Annotated in this window: 3 protein-coding genes; all 3 read right to left on the bottom strand. The window is 59.3% G+C overall.

Going from position 1 to position 3,080, the window contains the following annotated elements; translation table 11 throughout:
• Window position 1: 1 nt before the first annotated feature.
• The gene (locus ACY69P_RS15610) at window positions 2–523 is read right to left on the bottom strand and encodes a YgjV family protein (RefSeq protein WP_462328146.1); all 522 of its coding nucleotides are present in this window, start codon (window positions 521–523) and stop codon (window positions 2–4) included.
• Window positions 524–837: 314 nt separating this feature from the next.
• On the bottom strand, window positions 838–1,389 hold the full coding sequence (locus ACY69P_RS15605; protein WP_462328145.1) for an Hsp20/alpha crystallin family protein: 552 nt from the start codon (window positions 1,387–1,389) through the stop codon (window positions 838–840).
• A gap of 480 nt (window positions 1,390–1,869) precedes the next feature.
• Entirely contained in the window at window positions 1,870–2,889 is a 1,020-nt protein-coding gene (locus tag ACY69P_RS15600; protein ID WP_462328144.1) for a linear amide C-N hydrolase, read from the bottom strand.
• Between the last annotated feature and the right edge of the window lie 191 nt (window positions 2,890–3,080).

Raw genomic sequence — 3,080 nt, 5'->3', positions numbered from 1 at the left:
CTTATTGCCTCGTCTGCTGATATGTAGGGATGTCTTGCCGTTTATAATGGCGATAATAGCCAACAATATTGCTCACAAGGAACAGCGCCTCCATCAGGACGGCGGTGGGGGATTGGGCGAGGGTGTTGTGGAGGAGCCAGAAGAGGGTGCCGATGATCATGAGTTGGCGGAGGCGTTTGTCGTGTTGGGCGAAGGCACCTGCTGTTTGGAAGGCTGAGCCGAGGTAGCTGATAATGCTGAGGAGCCCTTCATAGGTCCATGCTGCGGCGATGGTGGAGAGGGAGAGGAAAAAGCCCATGGCGCGGCGTGAGGTGGTGTAGACGCTGGTAAGATAGCGGGTGGTGGCGATGAGCATAAGAAGTCCCGCCGTGCTGTGCCCCAGCAGGAAGAAGTGTGACGAAATGAGTATGCCCGAGAGAAAGAGGCAGAAGACAATGCGTCGCCGGTCCTTGAACTGGAAGGACAGGATGTCCGTAATAATGGCGATGCCGACGAGGATTTGCGACAGAGTGTATGGGGTCATGTGGTGGTGCTTCTCCGGGAAAAAGACTGGGAAGGCCGAACTGTAGGGAAGGTTTACGTGAGGCGCAACAATTCCTTGTTTTTTGGTCCGAATTTAAGGATTTGTTTCGTCCTTCGGCTTCTCCCTGTGTCTTCCTTTTTCCTAGGAAAGCCTCCACTCTCTGTACAACACGGAACATGGGTAACACTTTTGTCCGGGAACAGAGGGAACAGGTTATGGCGGTACAGGTTGCCCCCTCCCTCTCCAAATTTTAACAATACAAAAAAGCCCCCGGCTGGGCCGGGGGCGTGGTGGTGGAGTGGTTGGGGTGGTGGTTATTCTATGGTGATCTGTTTGGTTTCAGCGTCTGGTGCGTCCTTGCGGGGAAGGGTGATGGTGATGACGCCGTTGTCCGAGCGGGCGGTGATGTTGTCCGTGTCGGCGTCCGTTGGGACGTGCAGGATGCGCTGGAAGGCGCCGTAGCTGCGTTCGACGCGGTAGAAGCCCTTGTCCTCGGAGCTTTCCTCCTGCCGCTTTTCGCCCTTGATGATGAGCGAGTCCCCCTTGAGTTCGATGGAGATGTCCTTTTCGTCCATGCCGGGGAGTTCGGCGGTGATGGTGTACTCCTTCTCGGACCCGGCAACGTCGACGCTGGGCTTGAAGCCCGTGCCTGCAAGGCGCGTCAGGGCGCTGGGGCGGGAAAGGGGAGAGTCGAATCCGAATCCCCTGAACGCTTGGTCAAAGAGCCGGTCAATCTCCGAGTGCAGGCTGGCAAGGGAGCCGGATGCGCTCCGCCTGTCGTTCTCGTCTCGCCGGATGGGGAGCAGAGGGGTCTGCTCGTCTTCCTTCTTGAACCAGTTCCAAGGATTCAGCTTGGTCATGTCCATAACATCCTCCTTTCATTAGCGGTTTTTCCCTTTGTGAATGAATAAATAAGCAGGTTTTGCGCGGTGTCAAGAGGGCGGAATGGGTACTGGAGCGCAGTCCTCCGGGTAGTGTCGAGCGCTCCCGTAGTGGCTCTGTGACGCTCGCCCTCTGCTGGCGTTGTGGAGGGGGCGGGGAGACGCGGGGCGGCGCATTGGGCATAGAATGACTATGCGGGCCTCAGGCTCAATTGGGCTTCGTCGTCAGTAGGGCTACGAATACGCCGAGGAGACCGACACGGGGACGCGTGCCGGAGCAGGCCGCGCCATGCTGTGGAGAGGTATTGAGCCAGCCTTGTTCAGGAGGTGCGGGGCCGCATAAGAAAAGCCGGAAACGCTGGGCGTTTCCGGCATATTTTTGTCTGGTTTCCCACGCTGTGCCTCGGGCGGAGGCGCATGGGCTGCGAACGTGCCGCGCTGTCCACGGCGTGTTCTATGCGCCGGCTACAACGGCTTGAAGGCGTCCTTCACGTTGCCCGACAGGTCGGGGTTTTGGAAGTCCAGCTTCATGGGGGCGTTGCCTTCGCTCATGTCCAGTTCATTCAGGTTCACCCAGCGCTGCTTTCTGTTATGCAGGGTGTGGATGTAGACGGTTTTGTTTTCCATGTCCGTGATAAGGTGCCAGAAGGTGCAGCCGTAGTCGAAGAAGGGCGGAACGGTCAGGTTCATGATGGCTGCGGTGGCCGAGGCAAGGGCGTCCTCCGTGCTCTCGGGCGTGGGGATGTGGCGGGAGTAATACGCACCGCGCACAAAGCGCTCCAAGGGGTACTGGCCGCCGGGGATGGGCGTTTCGCCGCCGAATTCGTGGTAGGCCTTCAGGTCCTCAATGGACTGGCGGTAGGGCGTGTTGGTCAGGATGGGGACCTCGGGGTTGCGGATGACGTCCAGCTTGCCGTCAATGTATTCAATGATGGCGCTTTGGCCTGCCGCGTCGTGCACGAAGAGGTGCAGCTTCAGGTCCACGGCGGTGGGCATGGAGGTCACGCGGTATTCGCCGCTTTTGAGGTCTGCAATGAATTCCTCCACGGTGGCGAAGCGGTCCACAGCGTACTGGACGAAGGAGGCCACGTTTAGCACGGTGCCGCCATTGCCCTGCGGCAGGACGGAATCCGGCAGGTAGTAGGTGCCGACCTTGAAGCCCGCCTCGTTGATGCCGTCCACGCCCGTGAGGCCGGAGGTGCCGTCTTCCAGCGGCATAAAGGCGCTAAAGGTGATGTTGCCGTATTTGGCGGTCCATTCGAGCGGGGTTTCGTCCTCGTTGAAGGTGAGGGTCTGCCTGTCCACGCCGCGCGGGGTAAACAGGGCCTGCCCGCCGCCGAACATGAAGTCAAAGGTCCGGGCGGAAACAGGATGCGCGCCGCCAACAAAGATTTCCGAGCAGGCAAGGGCGGAGGTTGCCCCGACGAGGAGCAGGCAAAGGGTCAGCGCCAGCATATTGGCGCGGCGAAGAAGAGTGGTCATCATTGTATACTCCATATGGGTTGTGCGGAAGGTTCCGCAGTGAAGGCCATTGCCGCCTATAAATGATTTTCTTGAGGAATGGCAGGTGTTTTGTGAGTAATTGCCAGACGCGTGATTGCGCTCGCAGTGCTGGCAGGGAGTTGGCGGGAAGGCTTGCGGGGCCTGGGCGGAGGTTGACCGGGCATGCCCCGGGC

The organism is Desulfobaculum sp., assembly GCF_054921475.1.
This window is presented reverse-complemented; position numbering and strand designations above follow the sequence as displayed.